Genomic DNA, 18,592 nt, shown 5'->3' on the forward strand with positions numbered 1-18,592 from the left:
AGGGCAGGTCAGGCGCCGATGAGCTTGGCGAACTTCTCTTCGTACGCCGTCTCTTCCTTGCTGCTCAGCGAGCGGAAGGAGTGAGACTTGGCCGACATGGCCGCGTCCGGGATGATCAGCGGGTTCTTGGCCAGCTCCGGGTCGATCTTCGCGAGCTCGGGGCCGACTCCGGCGACCGGGCACACGTAGTTGATGTACGCGGCGAGCTGTGCGGCCACCGGGAGCTCGTAGTAGTAGTCGATGAGCCGGGTGGCGTTCTTCTGGTGCCTGGCGTGCGCCGGGACCAGGAGATTGTCGGTGGCCGTCATATAACCGGCGGCCGGGATCGCGAACTTGATGTCGGGGTTGTCGGCCTGCAGCTGGATCAGGTCACCGGCCCAGGCGACGCAGGCGGCGATGTCGCCCTTGTCGAGGTCCGAGGTGTAATCGTTGCCGGTGAAGCGGCGGATCTGCTTCTTGTCGACGCCCTTCTGGAGCCGGTTGATGGCGGCGTCGTAGTCGGCGTCGGTGACCTTGGCCGGGTCCTTGCCCAGGTCGAGCAGGGTCATGCCGACCGTGTCGCGCATCTCGGTGAGGAAGCTGACCCGGCCCTTGAGGGTGGGGTCGTCCAGCAGCTGGGTCACGGAGTCGACCTTCTTGCCGCCGGTCGCCTTGACGTTGTAGGCAATGACGGCCGGAATTCCGGTCCAGGGGTAGGAGTAGGCGCGCCCCGGGTCCCAGTCCGGGCTGCGGAACTGCGGGGAGAGATTGGCGTAGGCGTGCGGCAGCAGCGACGGGTCCAGCTTCTGCACCCAGCCGAGCCGGATCATGCGGGCAGCCAGCCAGTCCGTGACATTGATCAGGTCACGGCCGGTGTCCTGGCCCGCCGCGAGCTGCGGCTGGATCTTGCCGAAGAACTCGACGTTGTCGTTGATGTCCTCGGTGTACTTGACCTTGATCCCGGTGCGCTTGGTGAACTCATTGAGCGTCGGACGGCTCTTCTCGTCCTCACTGACGTCCATGTACTCGGTCCAGTTGGAGAAGCTGATCTGCTTCTCCTGGTCCGAGTGGTCGTCCGAGGCCTCCGCGCCGCCCTCGCGCTTGGCGGGCGGGATGCCGCAGGCGCTCAAGGAGGCGAGTCCGCCAATGGTGAGCGCGCCTATGCCGCCGGCGCGCAGCATCGCACGCCGGGAGAGGGCGCCCCTGCCGCTGGTGATGCTCCGTCGCATCGCCGCGAGTTGGGCCGCGGACAGGACGTCCGGCTCGTGCTGATCCATGCGCTGTGCCCTTTCGGGATGGTGCCGCTGGTCGGGCGGCGCTGGGCTGGACTGGTCTGGTCTGGGGTGGGGTGGGGTGGCCGACCTGGGCTGAGCTGCTAGCGGTCGCCGAAGATGGTGCGGTGCCAGTCCTTGCGGACTGTTGCCGTGTTGTCGTACATCACGTGCTTGACCTGCGTGTACTCCTCGAAGGAATACGCCGACATGTCCTTTCCGAAGCCGGAGGCCTTGTAGCCGCCGTGCGGCATCTCGCTGATGATCGGGATGTGGTCGTTGACCCAGACGCAGCCCGCCTTGATCTCGCGGGTGGCGCGGTTCGCGCGGAAGACGTCGCGGCTCCAGGCGGAGGCGGCGAGGCCGTAGGGGGTGTCATTGGCCAGCGCGATGCCCTCGTCGTCGGAGCCGAAGGGCAGCACGACCAGGACCGGGCCGAAGATCTCGGACTGGACGATCTCGCTGTCCTGGGCGGCGCCCGCGACAAGGGTGGGGCGGTAGTACGCGCCGCTCTTCAGTTCTCCCTGGGGCGCTTCGCCGCCGGTGACGACGGTGGCGTACGCGCGTGCCCGGTCGACGAAGCCGGCGACGCGGTCGCGCTGGAGGTGCGAGACGAGCGGGCCGAGGTCGGTCGACGGGTCGAAGGGGTCGCCGAGGCGGACGGTCGACATCAGATCGGCGACTCCGGCGACGAAGGCGTCGTACAGGGGCCGCTGGACATAGGCGCGGGTGGCGGCAGTGCAGTCCTGGCCGGAGTTGATGAGTGAGGCGGCGACCGCTCCGTTGACCGCGGCCTCGAGGTCGGCGTCGTCGAAGACGACGAAGGGGGCCTTGCCGCCCAGCTCGAGGTGGAGGCGCTTGACGGTGGCGGTGGCGATCTCGGCGACCCGCCTGCCGACCGGGGTGGAGCCGGTGAAGGAGGTCATGACGACGTCCGGGTGGCCCACCAGGTGTTCGCCCGCTTCCCGGCCCGCGCCGTTGACGATATTGACGACGCCGTCGGGAATCCCGGCCTCCTTCGCCGCCTCGGCGAACATCAGCGAGGTGAGCGGGGTGATCTCGGCGGGCTTCAGCACGATGGTGTTGCCCGCGGCGATGGCCGGCAGGACCTTCCAGGCGGCCATCTGGAGCGGATAGTTCCAGGGCGCGATGGAGCCGACGACACCGATCGCCTCGCGGCGCACGTACGAGGTGTGGTCACCGCTGTACTCGCCCGCGGACTGCCCTTGGAGATGGCGGGCCGCGCCGGCGAAGAAGGCGGTGTTGTCGACGGTGCCGGGCACGTCGAACTCGGTGGTGAGCTTGATGGGCTTGCCGCACTGCAGGGACTCGGCATAGGCGAAGTCGGCCGCCTGCTCGGCGAGCACGGACGCGAAGCGGTGCAGGGCGTCGGAGCGCTCGCCCGGGGTGGCGCCCGCCCAGCCGGGGAAGGCCGCGCGGGCGGCAGCCACGGCCGCGTCGACGTCGGCGGTCCCCGCCAGCTCGTAGCCGTGGATCAGCTCGCCGGTCGCCGGGTTCACGATGTCCTGCGTATGTCCTGAGGTGCCGGGCTGCAGCCGCCCGCCGATGAACTGTGCACCGTCCGCGTAGCGGTCCTGCACCTGGAAGCGGTTGTCCATGAAACTCACTCCGTCGTTCCAGCTCGAGTTGACTGCCGATCCTGGCAGAGAGTGACGTACCCAACAAGGGATTCCGTTGTTGCCTTTTGATTACGCGACGGAATCGGTCGACCATGTGTCGCGTCGACCCGCATATCGCGGTACGGAGTGTCAGTGGTGGATGCAAGACTCGCGTGCATGGGGATGGATGAGCTGATCAAGCAGGTCAGCGAGGGGAACCGAATCAAGTATCTGCAGTTCTGGGGGCATGCGCCGCGCCGGGACGGAAGCATTGGCGCGAGCTGCCTGAGCCAGTGGTGGCCGTCGCCCTTCGTGGTCGACGGAATTCAGTACGCCACCGCGGAGCACTGGATGATGGCGTCCAAGGCGCGGCTCTTCGGCGACGCGGATGCGGAGCAGCGGGCGCTGGAGGCGCGCACGCCTGCGCAGGCCAAGAGGGCCGGGCGGCTGGTGCGCGGTTTCGACGACGCGATATGGGAGCGCGAGCGGTTCGGCATCGTGCGCTCGGGCAGTGTGCACAAGTTCGGGCAGGACGCCGAGCTGCGCGATTTTCTGCTGGCCACGGGGGACCGGGTGCTCGTCGAGGCCAGCCCGATGGACCGGATCTGGGGCATCGGGCTGGCCGCTGACGACGAACGGGCGCAGGATCCCGCACGCTGGCGCGGGCTCAATCTGCTGGGGTTCGCGCTGATGGAGGCGCGCGAGGAGTTGCGGGCGGGGACGGCTGCGGCTAGCGGCTGACGCGCTCGATCGCCGGCAGTGCGTTGTCGATCACCAGGGAGTTGGAGTAGTCGCCGTAGACGTCTTCCGTGTCCTCGGTCCTGTCCTTGTTGAACGCGTTGGTGATCCCCCAGACCATCAAGCCGACGACGACAAGGCCGATGACGATGCCGATGACGCCGAGGATGATGCCGGACAGGGCCATGCCGGCGTTGGTGGCCTCGCCGCGCTGGGCCCGCTTCCTGCCGATGATGCCGAAGATCAGGGCGAGTACGCCCAGCACGACCCCGACAACGCCGTACAGGCAGAACAGACAGACGGAGAGGATGCCGAGCACCATCGCGGTGATGCCCATGCCGTTCGCCGGGGCGCTCTGCCAGCCGTTCTGGCCGTAGGCCTGGTATCCGGGGTATCCGGGATAGCCGCCGTACGGATCACCGACTCCGGGGGTGGGCTGCGGGAGGCTCGGGGCGGCGGGGTAGCCGTAGGCACCCGCGGCGGGCTGGGCCGGTCCGCCCGGAGCGGCCGGGTAGCCGTAGGGACCCGCGGCGGGCTGGGCCGGTCCGCCCGGTGCTATCGGGGGCGGCGGCACGGCGCCGGTCTGGGCAGCGGGTCCTACGCCGGGCATCGAGGTGACCGTCGGCTCGCTGTGCAGGAACGGCGCCGACGGGCTCGGGGTGGCGGCGGGCTTGTCCAGCGGGACCTTGTTCTGTGCCGCGCTGCTCTCCGGCGCAGCCCACGGGTCACGCGGCTCGGGCGCGCCGGGCGGCTGGGCCTGGTTGTCAGACATGTTCTCCCCCATCGTGGTTCGCCGTCATGCTACGGCCTTCGCACAGTCCTCGAACGGCCGCCTACGATGATCCCTGACCCGAGCGGCCCCTTGAACACGGAGGACTCCGATGACCGATCTGCACCCCTTCATCGCGGGGCTTCCCAAGGCGGAACTGCACGTTCACCATGTCGGCTCGGCCTCGCCGCGCATCGTCGCCGAGCTGGCCGCCCGCCACCCGGACTCCAAGGTCCCCACCGACCCCGAGGCGCTCGCCGACTACTTCACCTTCACCGACTTCGCGCACTTCATCGAGGTCTATCTCTCGGTGGTGGATCTGATCCGCACCCCTGAGGACGTACGGCTGCTCACGTTCGAGGTCGCCCGGGACATGGCCCGGCAGAACATCCGCTATGCCGAGCTGACCGTCACGCCGTTCAGTTCGACCCGTCGCGGCATCGACGAGGATGCCTTCATGGTGGCGATCGAGGACGCCCGCAAGGCGGCCGAGGCCGAGCTCGGTGTCGTACTGCGCTGGTGCTTCGACATTCCGGGCGAGGCCGGACTCGAAGCCGCAGAGGAGACGGCCCGCCTCGCGGTGGATCTGCACCCCGAGGGCCTGGTCTCCTTCGGTCTGGGCGGCCCCGAAATCGGGGTGGAGCGGCCGCAGTTCAAGCCGTACTTCGACCGGGCCATCGCCGCGGGCCTGCACTCCGTGCCGCACGCCGGTGAGACGACCGGCCCGCAGACCATCTGGGACGCGCTGAACGAGCTGGGCGCCGAGCGCATCGGCCACGGCACCAGTGCCACGCAGGATCCGGCGCTGCTGGCGTACCTCGCCGAGCACCGCATTCCGCTGGAGGTCTGCCCCACCTCGAACATCGCGACCCGCGCCGTCGCCGACCTCGACGAGCACCCGATCAAGGAGATGGTCGAGGCCGGTGTGCTGGTGACGATCAACAGCGATGACCCGCCGATGTTCGGCACCGACCTCAACAACGAGTACGCGGTCGCCGCACGGCTGCTGGAGCTGGACGAGCGCGGCCTCGCCGCCCTCGCCAAGAACGCCGTCGAGGCATCCTTCCTCGACGAGGCCGGCAAGGCGCGGATCATCGCGGAGATCGACTCGTACACCGCCGCCTGGCTCGCCCGCTGACCGGCACCGACAATGGCCCCATGCGCGCTGTCCGTGTCGTGGGCCATCGCGGTGATCCCTACCGCGTCCGTGAGAACACCCTGCCCTCGCTCCGCTCGGCCTTCGAGCGGGGCGCGGGCGCTGTCGAGATCGACGCACGCCTCACCCGTGACGGCGTGCCCGTGCTGCTGCACGACGACTCGCTGAAGCGGCTGTGGGGACACGACCGACCGCTCGCGGATCTCACCGCGAAGGAACTGCACGAGCTGACCGACGGCGGAGTGCCGACCCTGCGCGAGGCGCTGCTCGCGGTCGGCGCGCACCGCGTGATGATCGATCTGCCGGGCGCCTCGGAGGAGTCGGTGCGGACGGTGGTCGGCACCGTCCATGAGTGCGGGGCGGACGAGCGGGTGTACTACTGCGCGGGCCCCGTCGCCATGCTCGCGGTCCGCGCCGCCGATCCCTCGGCCGAGATCGCGATGACCTGGACGACGCTGGCCCCGCCGCGCCCGGCGCTGCTCGACGCGGTGCGACCGCGCTGGCTCAACTACCGTTTCGGTCTGCTCGGCGAGGAGTTGACGGACCGTCTCCACCGGGACGGCGTGCTGGTCTCCGCCTGGACGGCAGACACCCGCCGCACCATGCGCCGCCTGGTCGGGTACGGCGTGGACTCGATCACCACCAATCGCGTGGACGCGCTTCACCGCGTACTGTCCCCACGGCCCAACTCACCCGTCGGCAACGGTCGTTGATCTGTCCGGCATGATGGGCCCCACGCAGCCGGCCGAGGAGCAGAACGTGACCGACAGGATCCGCACCGACGTAGCGCACAACGCCAGGGTCTGGAACCACTGGCTGGGCGGCAAGGACAACTACCAGGTCGACCGCGCGGTGGGCGACCAGGTCACCGGGATGTACCCGAGCATCGGCGAGGTGGCACGCGCGGACCGCGCCTTCCTCCGCCGCGCCGTGCGCTACCTGGCCGGCGAGGCGGGCATACGGCAGTTCCTGGACATCGGCACCGGCCTGCCCACGGTCGAGAACACCCATGAGGTGGCGCAGCGGATCGCCCCCGACGCACGGATCGTCTATGTCGACAACGACCCGATCGTGCTGGCGCACGCGCGAGCGCTGCTCACCAGTTCCCCGGAGGGCGCGACCGAGTACATCGACGCGGACGCCCACAACCCGGACCGGATCCTCCGCGCCGTCGAGCCACTGCTGGATCTGAAGCAGCCGGTGTCAGTGATGATGCTCGGCATCCTGAACTTCGTCCTGGACACCGACGAGGCCCGGTCGATCGTGCGGCAGCTGATGGACGCCGTGCCGTCCGGCAGCCATCTGGTGCTCACCCATCCGACGCTGGAGCTGGGCGGCGAGGGCAATGCCGCGGCGATGCGGTTCTGGAACGAGAACGCCACGCCGCCGATCACGGCCCGCAGCCGCGCGGAGTTCGCCTCGTTCCTGGAGGGTCTGGAGGTCCTGGAGCCGGGCATCGTGTCGTGCGCCCGCTGGCGCCACGATCCGGAGACCGAGGGCGAGACGGTTCAGGTGGCGCAGTTCGGCGCGGTCGGCCGCAAGCCGTAGAGCCGAACGCCGGCGCCTGGAGCACGGCTGGAGGCCCAGGACCGCGCGGAGCCGGACGGCCTCGCCGACTGAACTACGCCGCGGCAGCGACCGGTTGTGGCCCGTCCACCGACTCCGTCAGCGCCTCGAGTTGCTTGATCTTGCGGCGCACGACATACAGCGGGATCACCCCGAAGACCCCGAACGACATGTCGATGACCGACCACCAGAAGGGGATTCCGCGGATCGGACCGCAGATCAGGGCGAGCGGGATGATCCCGGCGCAGGCGATCATCCCGAACTCGACGACCCAGATGTTCCGTACGGGATCGCGGTAGGGGCCGTAGAAGGCGACCGCGATCACGCCGTGCGCGAAGGCCAGCCAGTCCGTGCCGTACAGCACGAAGGGGTACTTCGTGTCGGTGGCGTCCAGCCCGGCCCGTACCCGCTCGATCCACTCCATCAGGCCCGGGAGATGATCCGGGACCGGCGAGGCCGAGGACTTCAGCAGATCCTCCACCCAGTGCAGCTCATGCACCAGCGGGAAGGCGGTGACACCGCTCAGCACCAGAAGCACAATGAAGACGGCCAACCACACGCGTATGCGCCGCAAGAGGACTCTTCGCTCGCTCATATCCGCAGCGTACGCCCGGGTTTACGCGCCCTTTACCGGCCCCCGGTGACTCTGCGGGCGATCGCGTGCGAGACGATGGTGGCGCCTGCAGCCAGCGCCAGACCGGCCGCCACGTCGCGCGCCCGCGCGGGCCGGAGCACACCGGCGCGCCGCAGCCGGCCACGCGCCCAGAGCGTGAACGGCACCACGATCAGTGGCGAGGTCGCCGAGCCCGGGGTGTAGCCGCGTACGGCAGCGGCCTGCGCGAGGTGGACGAGGCCGTGCAGCCCGAAACCATCCAGGGCTCCCTGGTAGAAGGCGGACCGGCCACCGGAGCGCCCGCCCGCGGCGGCGGCCGAGGCGACGATCGCGCCCATCACCCCGACGGCGACGGCGAATTCGCGCTCGTCGACGGCCTCCATGGCACGCCATGCACGCTCGGGGACGCCCGGGAAGCGTTTGCGCAGTACGGGCACGTTCTCGCGCATCCAGCGCGGACCGGCCACCAGTTCTTCGGCGTCGTGCAGCAGCCAGGCGGCGAACAGACCGTACGTCACCGCGGAGTTCACGTGATCATCGCTCATGATCGAAAGTCTGCTACAGCCCGACGATCGCGTTCCACCGCTTTGCGAAGGGGGTGCGCTCCTCGGAGGTGATGTCGCGCGCGATTGCGAGGCGTTTGCGCATCGCGTCGTCCGGGAAGATCAGCGGGTCCTCGGCGAGCGCGGCCGTCTCCTCGTCCTTCGACGAGGCCAGTACGTCGCGGGCCGCCGGCACCGGGCAGACGTAGTTGACCCAGGCCGCGAGCTCCGCAGCGACCTCCGGCTCGTAGTAATGGTCGACGAGCGCCTCGGCGTTGCGCTTGTGCCGGGCGAGGTTGGGGACCATCAGGCTCTCCGCCCACAGCTCCGCGCCCTCCTCCGGCACCACGAACTCGATGTCGGGGTTGTCGGCCCGGAGCTGGATGACATCGCCGGAGTACGCCTGACAGGCCAGCACGTCCCCGGTGGAGAGGTCCTTGATGTAGTCGTTGCCGGTGAAGCGCCTGATGTGTTTCCGCTTCACCAGCTTCTCCACCTGCTCACAGATCTCGTGGAAGTCCTCCGCGGTCCAGCGGGTGACGTCCACGCCGTTGCCCTGCATCAGCAGGGCGAAGGATTCGTCGAGTCCGGAGAGGAGCGTGACCCGGCCGCGCAGATCGTCCGCCCACAGATCACTGGTGTGCCTGATCTCGCGGCCGAGCTTCTTGCGGTTGTACGCGATGCCGGTGATCCCGGACTGCCAGGGGACGCTGTGCAGCCGGCCCTCGTCGAAGGCGGGTGAACGCAGCTGCGGATCAAGATATTTGGCGACATTGGGCTGCTTCGCCCGGTCCATCTCCTGCACCCAGCCGAGCCGCACGAACCGGGCGGCCATCCAGTCGCTGACGACGATCAGGTCCCGGCCGGTCTCCTGGTGGTTCATCAGCGCGGGGCTGACCTTGCCGAAGAACTCGTCGTTGTCGTTGATCTCCTCGGTATAGCGGACCGAGATCCCGGTGCGCTCGGTGAAGGAGTCGAGGGTGGGCCGCTTGGAGGTGTCCTCGTCGTCGGTGTCGATGTAGAGCGGCCAGTTGGCGAAGTCGACGCTTCTGTCGCCCTCCGAGACATCGCGCCGGGCACGGTCCCCGGGCTGTACGTACGCGGCGGGCACCCCGCAGCCGGTGAGTGCGGCGCCGGCGGCGAGGCCGAGCAGGAGGGACCGCCTTGACATGGGGTTCATCCGAATCGCGGGCACGTCCGCAGGATGCCGGGCGGCTCGTGGGCGCGGCAATGGACGCTACGTCGATCCGTACGGGCCCGGCCCGACACCCTGTCGATCATGGTCATATGTCTATACTTCCTGGACAGCCGTCCAAGAAGTCGATTCACGAAGTCCAGAAGCACGAAGTCACGAAGTCACGAGAAGAGTCGCTCATGAACACAACCGCCCAAGTCCTGGTCGGCCTGGTGGCCGCGCTCCACGCCTACATCCTGGTACTGGAGATGTTCCTGTGGCAGCGCAAGCCGGGCCGCGAACTCTCCGGCTTCGACGCGGAGATGGCCCGCGCGACCGCCCCGCTCGCCGCGAACCAGGGCCTGTACAACGGCTTCCTCGCCGCCGGCCTGGTCTGGGGCCTGATCGCCGCGGACCCGACGGGGTACCGGGTGCAGGTCTTCTTCCTGAGCTGCGTGGTCATCGCCGGTGTCTACGGCGGCATCACCGCGAACCGCCGCATCCTGGTGGCACAGGCGCTCCCGGGTGCTCTCGCGCTGGCGGCCGTCCTGGTGGCTGGATGAGCGCCGCGACCGGCGATCCGCGGGCGGAGCGCACCCGAGCCAGGCTGCGCGAGGCACTGCTCGAGGAGTGCGCCGAGCGCCCGCTCGAAGAGGTCAGCGTCGCAGCGCTGGTACGCAGGGCGGGTCTGGGCCGGGCCACGTTCTATCTGCACTACACGGATCTGCAGGCGCTCGCGGTCGACGCGTGCGCGGAGGTCGTACGGGAGGCGGTGGAGGCCCTCCACGCCTGGCGCGGCACTCCGGACCCGGCCGCTCCGCCGCCCGCGCTGACGGCTTTCTTCACCGGCCTCGCGCCACACGCACCGCTCTACCGGACCCTGCTGCGCGAGGGCGGCAGCGGCCCGCTGGGCGATCTGCTCCACCACGAGCTGCGCGAACGCAGCCGCAGGGAAAGGGAGTTGGCCGGCGCCCCGGCGCCCGACCTGATCGCCTCCGCGGTGGCGGCCACCTTCGCGGGCCTCCTGGCGGACTGGCTCCACGGCCTGATCGACGCGACTCCCGAGGCCATGACGGCCCAGGTCTGGCGCCTGCTGCTGGCACTGCACCGCACACCGACGACATGAAACGGCACGAGACGGCACGAGACGGCACGAGTACGGGGCGCGGGAAGTGTCCCGCGCCCCGTACTCCTGGCGCTGCCTCGTAAGAGCAGATGTCAGCCGTCGAGCGACGTCATCACGTGCTTGATGCGCGTGTAGTCGTCGAAGCCGTACGCCGACAGATCCTTGCCGTAACCCGACTTCTTGAAGCCGCCGTGCGGCATCTCCGCGACCAGCGGGATGTGGGTGTTGATCCATACACAGCCGAAGTCCATCGCCTTGGACATCCGCATCGCCCGCGCGTGGTCCTTGGTCCACACCGAAGAGGCCAGCGCGAACTCCACGCCGTTCGCCCACTCCAGCGCCTGCGCCTCGTCCGTGAAGGACTGGACGGTGATGACCGGGCCGAAGACCTCGTTCTGGATGATCTCGTCGTCCTGCTTCAGGCCGGAGACGACGGTCGCGGCGTAGAAGTAGCCCTTCTCGCCGACCCGGTGACCGCCCGCCTCGACCTTGGCGTGTGCCGGCAGCCGGTCGATGAAGCCGGAGACCTGCGCCAGCTGGTTGGCGTTGTTGAGCGGGCCGTACAGCACATCGGCGTCGTCCGGCGCACCCGTCTTGGTGTCGGCGGCGGCCTTCGCCAGCGCCGACACGAACTCGTCGTGGATCGACTCGTGTACGAGGACACGCGTCGCGGCCGTACAGTCCTGACCGGCGTTGAAGTAGCCCGCCACCGCGATGTCCTCGACGGCCTTGGTGATGTCCGTGTCCGCGAAGACGACGACCGGCGCCTTGCCGCCCAGCTCGAGGTGAACGCGCTTGACGTCCTTGGCCGCGGACTCGGCGACCTGGATGCCCGCCCGTACGGAACCGGTGATGGAGGCCATCGCCGGGGTCGGGTGCTCGACCATCGCGCGGCCGGTCTCCCGGTCGCCGCAGATGACGTTGAAGACGCCCTTGGGCACGATCGAGCCGATGATCTCGGCGATCAGCACGGTCGACGCCGGCGTCGTGTCGGACGGCTTGATCACGACGGTGTTGCCCGCCGCCAGCGCGGGCGCGAACTTCCAGACGGCCATCATCATCGGGTAGTTCCACGGCGCGACCTGCGCGCAGACGCCGACCGGCTCGCGCCGGACGATGGAGGTGAAGCCCTCCATGTACTCGCCGGCCGAACGGCCCTCGAGCATCCGCGCCGCGCCCGCGAAGAAGCGGATCTGGTCCACCATGGGCGGGATCTCTTCGGTACGGGTCAGCTCCAGCGGCTTGCCCGTGTTCTCCGACTCGGCCGCGATCAGGTCCTCGGCCCGCTCCTCAAAGGCGTCCGCAATCTTCAGCAGTACCTTCTGGCGCTCGGCCGGGGTGGTGTCGCGCCAGGCGGGGAAGGCGGCCGCGGCAGCGTCCATGGCGGCATCGACGTCGGCCTGCCCGGAGAGCGGAGATGTGGCGTACACGTCACCGGTGGCCGGGTTGATGACCTCGATCGTCCGCCCGTCGGCGGCGTCCCGGAACTCCCCGTTGATGTAGTTGCGCAGACGACGCAGCTCGGTGGTCACTGTTGCCACCCCTCCTGTCAGATGTCCGATGGGTGAGACCATCAACCCTAATCGCTTAGGTGACGCTTTCGACAGACCCGACCCTCCCCAACTTCGGATTCAGTGAGATTGGGGCTCAAGAACAACGAATTTCATTGCTCAAGGGTTGCCAGACAGACGAGTCGCAGTGCAAAGTGAGCTCGTGGCCAGTCGTAGCGCAGAGTCCAGGAACGGGAACGGATCGTCCCCGACGATCGACGCCGTCTCCCTCGCCATCATCGAACAGCTCCAGGAGGACGGGCGTCGCCCGTATGCCGCCATAGGCAAGGCCGTCGGCCTCTCCGAAGCGGCCGTGCGTCAGCGCGTCCAGAAGCTGCTCGACCAGGGCGTGATGCAGATCGTCGCCGTCACCGACCCGCTCACCGTGGGTCTGCGTCGGCAGGCGATGGTCGGCATCACGGTCGAGGGCGACGTCGACCCGATCGCGGACGCGCTCACTGCCATGGCCGAATGCGAGTACGTGGTGATGACCGCGGGCTCCTTCGACCTGATGGTGGAGATCGTCTGCGAGGACGACGACCACCTGCTCGAAGTGATCAACAAGCGGATCCGCGCGCTCCCCGGCGTGCGCTCCACCGAGAGCTTCGTCTATCTCAAGCTGAAGAAGCAGACCTATATGTGGGGAACCCGATAGCCGTGAGCAAGGACCTCTCCAAGACCGCCTACGACCACCTGTGGATGCACTTCACCCGCATGTCGTCGTACGAGAACGCACCCGTGCCCACCATCGTGCGTGGCGAGGGCACCTACATCTACGACGACAAGGGCAAGCGCTACCTCGACGGCCTCTCCGGCCTCTTCGTGGTCAATGCCGGCCACGGCCGTCACGAGCTTGCCGAGGCCGCGTACAAGCAGGGTCAGGAGCTCGCCTTCTTCCCCGTGTGGTCGTACGCCCACCCGAAGGCGGTCGAGCTGGCCGAGCGGCTGGCGCAGCATGCCCCTGGCGACCTCAACAAGGTCTTCTTCACCACCGGTGGCGGTGAGGCGGTCGAGACCGCCTGGAAGCTCGCCAAGCAGTACTTCAAGCTGCAGGGCAAGCACACCAAGTACAAGGTCATCTCGCGCGCGGTCGCGTACCACGGCACTCCTCAGGGCGCCCTGTCCATCACCGGCCTGCCGGCCCTCAAGGCCCCCTTCGAGCCGCTGGTCCCCGGCGCGCGCAAGGTGCCGAACACCAACATCTACCGTGCGCCGATCCACGGCGACGACCCCGAGGCCTTCGGTCGCTGGGCCGCCGACCAGATCGAGCAGCAGATTCTCTTCGAGGGCGCCGAGACGGTCGCGGCGGTCTTCCTCGAGCCGGTGCAGAACGCCGGTGGCTGCTTCCCGCCGCCGCCCGGGTACTTCCAGCGGGTCCGTGAGATCTGCGACGAGTACGACGTACTGCTCGTATCGGACGAGGTCATCTGCGCCTTCGGCCGTCTCGGCACGATGTTCGCCTGCGACAAGTTCGGCTATGTGCCGGACATGATCACCTGCGCCAAGGGCATGACCTCGGGCTACTCCCCGATCGGCGCGTGCATCATCTCCGACCGCCTCGCCGAGCCGTTCTACAAGGGCGACAACACCTTCCTGCACGGCTACACCTTCGGCGGCCACCCGGTCTCGGCGGCGGTGGGCCTGGCGAACCTCGACATCTTCGAGAAGGAAGGCCTCAACCAGCACGTCCTCGACAACGAGGGCGCGTTCCTCTCCACGCTGCAGAAGCTGCACGACCTGCCGATCGTCGGCGACGTCCGCGGCAACGGCTTCTTCTACGGCATCGAGCTGGTGAAGGACAAGGCCACCAAGGAGACCTTCACCGACGAGGAGACCGAGCGTGTGCTCTACGGCTTCCTCTCGAAGGCGCTCTACGACAACGGCCTGTACTGCCGTGCCGACGACCGTGGCGACCCGGTCGTTCAGCTGGCGCCGCCGCTGATCTCCAACCAGCAGACCTTCGACGAGATCGAGGGCATTCTGCGCAGCGTCCTCACGGAGGCGTGGACAAAGCTCTAGCCTCACCGGCCGGCTTCACCGGCCTCGTACGGCCCGGGGCGCCCGGACACTCACTCGGCCAATCATTCGGCCGTACGAGTGAGATGGGGTGCACCCGGGCCGCGTGCTTCCCGACACCCCGGTTCTGAATCCTTAGCGTGCCGAGTGACCGATCGGCCCTGTCTTCGTTCCCCCGTACGGGGGAAGGGAAATCTGATCAGAACCGAGGTGTACGTCATGGTGGCCCCGCCGGACAACGATGTGCTCTGGGCGCGTTCCCTGCGCCACTCCCACAGCGGCTCGCCCGCACTCGTCGGCGTCTCGCTGGGCGTACGGGACGGCGAGATCCTCGCCGTGTGCGGCCCGCGCGGCAGCGGAAAGACCACGCTGCTGCGCTGTCTGTCCGGCCAACTCGTCGCGCAGCAGGGCGAGGTGTGGTTCAACAGCTCCCCCGTGCACACGATGAGCCCGCTGCAGCGGGAACGGCTGCGGCGCGACCGGTTCGGCTGGATCGACCCCGAGGCCACGCTCGTCCCGGAGCTGACCGCCTGGGAGAACGCCGCGCTGCCATTGCTGCTGCGCGGCTCCTCGCACCGTGGCGCGAAGAGCACCGCCATGGAGTGGCTGGAGCGGCTCGACATCGGTGCGTGCGCCCGACTGCGGCCGCATGCGCTGCTGCAGGCGCAGCGCCAGCGGGTCGCCGTCGCGCGGGCGCTGGTCGCCACGCCGTCGGTGATCTTCGCGGACGAACCGACGGCGACGCTGCATCGCGCGGACCAGGCGCTGGTGCTGCGTACGTTGACGACCGCGGCCCGCTCGCACCGGATCACCGTCGTACTCGCCACGCACGACGAGGAGGTGGCGGCGCTCGCGGACCGTTCACTCACGCTCATCGACGGCCGGCGCGTGAACTCCCTCGCGGCCGCCGACGCGGAAGGCCGGGCCGAGTGCTCGCTCTCCGTCTAGCCCGCGGCACGCACCCGCTGGTCCTGCTGCGCCGGCTGATGGTGGCGGCGGCGTCAGCGGGCGTCGGCTTTCTGCTGCTGTGCACGCTGACGTATGCGCTGGCCCATCCCACGGACTCCGGCTCCGGACTGCGCCTGCTCTGGTGCCTGATCCCGCTGGCCGCGACGGCGCACTTCGCGGTGGCGGTGGCCCGTACGGACCCGAGTACGCGACCGCGGGCCGGCCTCTCGGCGGTCGGTCTCGGTCCCGCCCGCCTCGGCGTGCTGGCGGCGGTCTCCACCGCCGTCGCCGGAACGCTCGGCAGCGCATTCGCCCTGCTGCTCTTCCTCCATCTGCGCGGCGATCTGACGGGCCTGCCGTTCGACGGCTCGGCGGCCGAGCTGCTCGCCGCGGGCCGGCCGCTGCCGCTGGCGGCAGCGCTGACGCTGCTCGCGCTGGTGCCGTTGGCGTCCACGGCGGCGACGGCGCTGGCGCTGCGCCCGCGGCGTGCCAGGCCGGGTGCCGATCCCGAGGCGCCGGACGCCCCGTCCGCCGCGCCGTCGGGCCTGCCGTGGGGCGTCGCACTGATCGCGGCAGGCCTCGCCGTCGAGACGTATGCGGGCCGTGGCGCGCCCGGCTCGCCGCTCCCCCTCCCGGGTCATTTCGACGGCAGCTCGTCGGGCGTCCTCGCCGGCTGGGCGCTCACGGCGCTGGGCCTCGCTCTGGCAGGCCCGGGCATCACCCGCTTCTGCGGCCGCGCCCTCCAGTCCGCCCGCCCGGGCGCGACCCGTCTGCTGGCCGGCCGCATCCTGATGGAGGAGTCCGGCCGCATCGGCCGCCCGCTGGGCGTGGTGTGTGCGGTGGCTTCGGCGGCGATCGCGGCCTCGACCCTCCAGGACACGGGCCCGCACCCCTTCGGCCCGCTGACCGGCCTGGGCGCGGCCCTGGTGATGATCTGTACGACGGCGACGCTGCTCACCGCGGCCCTGGAGGCCAAACAGGCCCGCGCCGACACGACGACGTCACTGCGCCGCCTGGGCACGCCCACGGCAACCCTCCGCAACGCGACGGCTCTCCGCGCCGTAACCCTGCTGACGGTCTTCGCCCCGCTGACATGGGCGGTCGCGGCCCTGGCTGCGCTTCCTTTCTCGGCCTGAGGAACCGGGGCCGGCTCAGGAGGCCGGCCTCGGCGCCGCGCTGCCCGGGTGTGCCCGGGTGGGGGACCCTCGCGCGGCGAAGCAGGCGCAAGGGGGGCGGGGGCGTCAGCTCCCGTGGGGGAACAATCCCCGTGGAGGAACAATCCCCGGGCCCGGCCACCCCCGCCCCCATGCACCCCCACCCCCAGCGCCTATCGTGTCGGCATGGCACCTGGACAACGGCACCGCAGCGACCGGGAGATCGAGTCCCTCGACGAGTTCGACGACGTCGTCACCCGCGGCTCCCTCGCCGGACACCGCGTCCAGTCCGTCGACCTCAGCCACCGCACCTTCGCCCTGCTCTCCGCAGACACCACCGGCGCCATATTCCTGGGCTGTCCCATGCAGCCCGACGCTGCCGCCAAGGTCCGCTCCGACGGCGCGCTCGTCTTCCCGCCCGTCCCCGACCTGCCCTTCGACCCGTACCGCGGGCTCCTCTACTCCCCCGACGAGCTGTTCGAAGGCCTCACCGCCGGCGGATACGACGCCACCCCCGACGCCCTCGCCTACGCCTGGTTCCAGGAGACGAAGGCCGACGGCGACATCTTCGCCTCGATGCTCCGCTCGATCCACGACGACGCGATCTCCGACGCTCTCGACGAACTCCTCGTCGGCGCCCGCGTCGTAGGCGTGATGGGCGGCCACGCGATGGCCCGCGGCACGGACGCGTACGCCGGTGCCGCCCGCCTCGGCCAGTCCCTCGCCCGCGACGGGTTCACCGTCGCGACCGGCGGCGGCCCCGGCGCCATGGAAGCCGCGAACCTCGGCGCGTACGCCGCGCCGCACCCCGACGAGATGCTCGCCGAGGCGCTCGAACTCCTCGCCAAGGCCCCCTCGTTCACCCCGTCGATCTCCGACTGGGCCGCCGCCGCCTTCGACGTGCGCGACCGCTGGCCCGGCGGCGGCGACTCCGTCGGTATCCCGACCTGGTTCTACGGCCACGAGCCGCCGAATGCCTTCGCCGGCCACATCGCCAAGTACTTCGCCAACGCCACCCGCGAAGACGGCCTCCTTGCCCGCTCCAACGCAGGCGTGATCTTCCTGCCCGGCGCCGCAGGCACGGTCCAGGAGATCTTCGACAACGCGACCCCGAACTACTACGAGTCCCGCGGCGAACCGACCCCGATGGTCCTCGTCAACCGCGAGCACTGGACGGAGCGGCTGCCCACCTGGCCGCTGCTCCAGTCGCTGGCGGCGGGCCGCTCGATGGAGTCCCGTATCGCGCTCGTGGACTCGGTCGACGAGGCCCCGGCGGCGCTGAAGCTGCTGACCGGAGACAAGTAGTCCGCAAGAAGCAACTTCAGAGGCCGAAGGCACGTCTGGCATTCCAGTCGGAGTTGGACTGACCTCATGTGAACGGAGCGCCTGGTGCTGATCGGCCTACTGACCGCTGTCGCGGCCTCGATCTGTTACGGCACGGGGTCGGTGCTGCAAGCGGTGGGCTCACGCAGGTCCGCCCGGCGCGAGGCGGCCGCGGCCGGAGTCACCCAGCACGGCGGACCGAGCCTCTCCTCGACTGCCAAGGCCGCGATGACCTGGGAGTTCATCGTCGGCACGATCCTGGACTTCATCGGGTTCGGCCTCGGCGCACTCGCCGCGCGCCTGCTCCCGCTCTTCCTCTCCCAGACCGTCATCAGCGCCAATCTGGTGATCACGGCGGTGCTGAGCGTCAAACTGCTGGGCATCCGGCTGAACCGCGCCGAGTGGACCTCCATCGCCGTCGTCTGCTCCGCACTCGTGCTGCTGGCCACGGCGGCGGGCCCGGAGGGCAGCGGCCACACCCCGATCGCCACCCACTGGTGGCTGCTGGCGATCTCGCTGCTGCTGATGGCCGGCGGCACCGTTGTCGTACGCCTCCTGGGCGCACGCGCCGCGATCCTGGCGGGTCTGCTGTCGGGCCTCGGCTTCGGCGCGCTGGGCGTCGGCGTACGCGTGCTGAACGGCGTCGACCCCTTCGACCTGGGCGCGCTGCTCTCGGATCCTGCGCTGTACGCGATTCTGGTGGCCGGTATCGGCGGCATGTATCTGCACACCGTCGCGCTGCAGATCGGTTCGGTGAACGGCGCCACCGCGGCGCTGGTGGTCGGCGAGACCGTGCTGCCGGGCATGATCGGCGTGCTGTGGCTGGGCGACTCCTCGCGCGCCGGCTTCGCCTGGATGGCGATCCTCGGCTTCGTACTGGCGGTGGCGGGCGCGGTCGCGGTGGCCTGGTTCGGCGCGCCCGAGGCGCACGGCACGGCGCCGGAGCCGAGCTCGGAGTCGGGGTCACAGGAGCCACGTCCTGAGGAGCTCACCCCCGCCCGTTAGGGGCCGTCCACCGCATCGCCGCGCTGTTCGCGCAACCGGTCGA

At 69.6% G+C, this 18,592-nt stretch carries 19 protein-coding genes; 12 read left to right on the forward strand and 7 right to left on the reverse strand.

Going from position 1 to position 18,592, the window contains the following annotated elements; translation table 11 throughout:
- Positions 1–8: 8 nt before the first annotated feature.
- Positions 9–1,256 (reverse strand): spermidine/putrescine ABC transporter substrate-binding protein, encoded by a 1,248-nt coding sequence (locus tag AB0D12_RS26150; protein WP_362687516.1) that lies wholly within the window; start codon positions 1,254–1,256, stop codon positions 9–11.
- A 98-nt stretch (positions 1,257–1,354) separates the two neighbouring features.
- Positions 1,355–2,869 carry a gamma-aminobutyraldehyde dehydrogenase gene (locus tag AB0D12_RS26155; protein ID WP_362687519.1) on the reverse strand — a complete coding sequence of 505 codons (1,515 nt, stop codon included), beginning with the start codon at positions 2,867–2,869 and terminating at the stop codon, positions 1,355–1,357.
- Between the two features lie 177 nt (positions 2,870–3,046).
- On the opposite strand from AB0D12_RS26155, the gene AB0D12_RS26160 reads away from it, so the two are divergent.
- On the forward strand, positions 3,047–3,610 hold the full coding sequence (locus tag AB0D12_RS26160; protein ID WP_362687522.1) for an NADAR family protein: 564 nt from the start codon (positions 3,047–3,049) through the stop codon (positions 3,608–3,610).
- On the opposite strand, the gene AB0D12_RS26165 is transcribed toward AB0D12_RS26160, so the two are convergent.
- Complete coding sequence (locus tag AB0D12_RS26165) at positions 3,600–4,379, reverse strand: DUF4190 domain-containing protein (protein ID WP_362687525.1); 780 nt, start codon at positions 4,377–4,379, stop codon at positions 3,600–3,602. The genes AB0D12_RS26160 and AB0D12_RS26165 overlap by 11 nt on opposite strands.
- A 109-nt stretch (positions 4,380–4,488) precedes the next feature.
- Here AB0D12_RS26165 and AB0D12_RS26170 point away from each other — a divergent pair, with 109 nt between their 5' ends.
- The 3 genes from AB0D12_RS26170 to AB0D12_RS26180 are packed head-to-tail and all read left to right on the forward strand — an operon-like array spanning position 4,489 to position 7,080.
- Positions 4,489–5,514: an adenosine deaminase gene (locus AB0D12_RS26170; protein ID WP_362687528.1), complete on the forward strand. Its 1,026-nt coding sequence runs from the start codon at positions 4,489–4,491 to the stop codon at positions 5,512–5,514.
- Between the two features lie 20 nt (positions 5,515–5,534).
- Complete coding sequence (locus AB0D12_RS26175) at positions 5,535–6,245, forward strand: glycerophosphodiester phosphodiesterase (RefSeq protein WP_362687531.1); 711 nt, start codon at positions 5,535–5,537, stop codon at positions 6,243–6,245.
- A gap of 13 nt (positions 6,246–6,258) precedes the next feature.
- Positions 6,259–7,080 (forward strand): SAM-dependent methyltransferase, encoded by an 822-nt coding sequence (locus AB0D12_RS26180; protein ID WP_362687745.1) that lies wholly within the window; start codon positions 6,259–6,261, stop codon positions 7,078–7,080.
- Between the two features lie 73 nt (positions 7,081–7,153).
- On the opposite strand, the gene AB0D12_RS26185 is transcribed toward AB0D12_RS26180, so the two are convergent.
- From AB0D12_RS26185 to AB0D12_RS26195, 3 genes are read right to left on the reverse strand one after another with little or no spacing between them, the layout of a single operon-like run.
- Positions 7,154–7,693 (reverse strand): hypothetical protein, encoded by a 540-nt coding sequence (locus tag AB0D12_RS26185; RefSeq protein ID WP_362687534.1) that lies wholly within the window; start codon positions 7,691–7,693, stop codon positions 7,154–7,156.
- 32 nt (positions 7,694–7,725) lie between these two features.
- Complete coding sequence (locus AB0D12_RS26190) at positions 7,726–8,256, reverse strand: HXXEE domain-containing protein (RefSeq protein ID WP_362687537.1); 531 nt, start codon at positions 8,254–8,256, stop codon at positions 7,726–7,728.
- 13 nt (positions 8,257–8,269) lie between these two features.
- The gene (locus AB0D12_RS26195) at positions 8,270–9,424 is read right to left on the reverse strand and encodes a spermidine/putrescine ABC transporter substrate-binding protein (protein ID WP_362687540.1); all 1,155 of its coding nucleotides are present in this window, start codon (positions 9,422–9,424) and stop codon (positions 8,270–8,272) included.
- 203 nt (positions 9,425–9,627) lie between these two features.
- Here AB0D12_RS26195 and AB0D12_RS26200 point away from each other — a divergent pair, with 203 nt between their 5' ends.
- Positions 9,628–9,990 (forward strand): DUF1304 domain-containing protein, encoded by a 363-nt coding sequence (locus AB0D12_RS26200; RefSeq protein ID WP_362687543.1) that lies wholly within the window; start codon positions 9,628–9,630, stop codon positions 9,988–9,990.
- Complete coding sequence (locus AB0D12_RS26205; protein ID WP_362687546.1) at positions 9,987–10,553, forward strand: TetR/AcrR family transcriptional regulator; 567 nt, start codon at positions 9,987–9,989, stop codon at positions 10,551–10,553. The genes AB0D12_RS26200 and AB0D12_RS26205 overlap by 4 nt, the downstream gene beginning before the upstream one ends.
- 92 nt (positions 10,554–10,645) lie before the next feature.
- Here AB0D12_RS26205 and AB0D12_RS26210 read toward each other — a convergent pair whose 3' ends face one another.
- A complete protein-coding gene (locus tag AB0D12_RS26210) occupies positions 10,646–12,085 on the reverse strand; it encodes a gamma-aminobutyraldehyde dehydrogenase (RefSeq protein ID WP_362687747.1) in 1,440 nt (479 codons plus the stop codon).
- Between the two features lie 181 nt (positions 12,086–12,266).
- Here AB0D12_RS26210 and AB0D12_RS26215 point away from each other — a divergent pair, with 181 nt between their 5' ends.
- The 6 genes from AB0D12_RS26215 (at position 12,267) to AB0D12_RS26240 (ending at position 18,549) form a co-directional block, all read left to right on the forward strand.
- The gene (locus AB0D12_RS26215; RefSeq protein WP_326652921.1) at positions 12,267–12,758 is read left to right on the forward strand and encodes an Lrp/AsnC family transcriptional regulator; all 492 of its coding nucleotides are present in this window, start codon (positions 12,267–12,269) and stop codon (positions 12,756–12,758) included.
- Positions 12,743–14,122: an aspartate aminotransferase family protein gene (locus AB0D12_RS26220; RefSeq protein WP_362687549.1), complete on the forward strand. Its 1,380-nt coding sequence runs from the start codon at positions 12,743–12,745 to the stop codon at positions 14,120–14,122. Before AB0D12_RS26215 ends, AB0D12_RS26220 begins: the two co-directional genes overlap by 16 nt.
- A gap of 216 nt (positions 14,123–14,338) precedes the next feature.
- Positions 14,339–15,067 (forward strand): ATP-binding cassette domain-containing protein, encoded by a 729-nt coding sequence (locus AB0D12_RS26225; protein ID WP_327326366.1) that lies wholly within the window; start codon positions 14,339–14,341, stop codon positions 15,065–15,067.
- Positions 15,049–16,203 (forward strand): hypothetical protein, encoded by a 1,155-nt coding sequence (locus AB0D12_RS26230; RefSeq protein WP_362687552.1) that lies wholly within the window; start codon positions 15,049–15,051, stop codon positions 16,201–16,203. Before AB0D12_RS26225 ends, AB0D12_RS26230 begins: the two co-directional genes overlap by 19 nt.
- 204 nt (positions 16,204–16,407) lie before the next feature.
- Positions 16,408–17,526 carry an LOG family protein gene (locus tag AB0D12_RS26235; protein ID WP_362687555.1) on the forward strand — a complete coding sequence of 373 codons (1,119 nt, stop codon included), beginning with the start codon at positions 16,408–16,410 and terminating at the stop codon, positions 17,524–17,526.
- Positions 17,527–17,610: 84 nt separating this feature from the next.
- Entirely contained in the window at positions 17,611–18,549 is a 939-nt protein-coding gene (locus tag AB0D12_RS26240) for a hypothetical protein (protein ID WP_362687558.1), read from the forward strand.
- The last annotated feature ends 43 nt before the right edge of the window (positions 18,550–18,592 follow it).

Source organism: Streptomyces sp. NPDC048479 (assembly GCF_040651435.1).
Classification (GTDB): domain Bacteria; phylum Actinomycetota; class Actinomycetes; order Streptomycetales; family Streptomycetaceae; genus Streptomyces.